This is a genomic window from Novacetimonas hansenii JCM 7643 (assembly GCF_000964405.1).
GTDB classification, from domain to species: domain Bacteria; phylum Pseudomonadota; class Alphaproteobacteria; order Acetobacterales; family Acetobacteraceae; genus Novacetimonas; species Novacetimonas hansenii.
In genome coordinates, this window is the sequence record NZ_BANE01000251.1 from 1 (window position 1) to 603 (window position 603).

The 603-nt window shown below is 67.2% G+C and carries 1 protein-coding gene; it reads right to left on the reverse strand.

Annotation, left to right across the window (positions count from 1 at the left end):
• Positions 1 to 221: 221 nt before the first annotated feature.
• Positions 222 to 603, reverse strand: a 382-nt coding sequence (locus B7G66_RS14185) for a hypothetical protein (RefSeq protein ID WP_239016142.1), incomplete at its 5' end; no start/stop codon positions are given.

Below are 603 nucleotides of genomic sequence, written 5' to 3' on the forward strand. Positions count from 1 at the left end.
TGCCGCAGCTTGCCCTGCGGGCTGCTGGCGCAGGCGGCAAGGCCACAGGCCAGCACAAGGATAACAGGACGCAGGTTGGGTCGGTTGGGCATATCCGTGCCTCCATCAATATGTCGCCTGCGATGCGGCGACGGATCGTTAATGTTCTGGCGGTATAGACGGGGCGTGGCGTTGGCCGGGATCGACCACCATTGCGAAGGACCAACGTCACACTTCACACATCAGGCCGGCGGCCTGCTGGTGCGCGGCGCATTCGGGCGCGTATCGGCCGGATGCAGGCCCAGCGTCGCGGCGGCGGCGGCGCGCGACGTATCCTTTGGCACCATCACGGCCTTGCGGTCGGGCTGATACGCCGATGCGTTCCACCCGCGCGCCTGCGCCATGGCGGACACCACCATCCAGACGGCTGCCGCGCGTGACCCCGCCGCAGGGGGCCGCCAGTAGCGCATGGCCAGCGCGGATGCGGCGATGACAAACGACACCCAGTCCACCACCGCGCCGACATAGGATGCGGGGATGAAGGGCAGGAGTTCGGACAATATCGTCGAAGGGTCCATGCTCACGCCTCGATCGCGCGCTGGAACAGGGCGATATGCGGCCCAT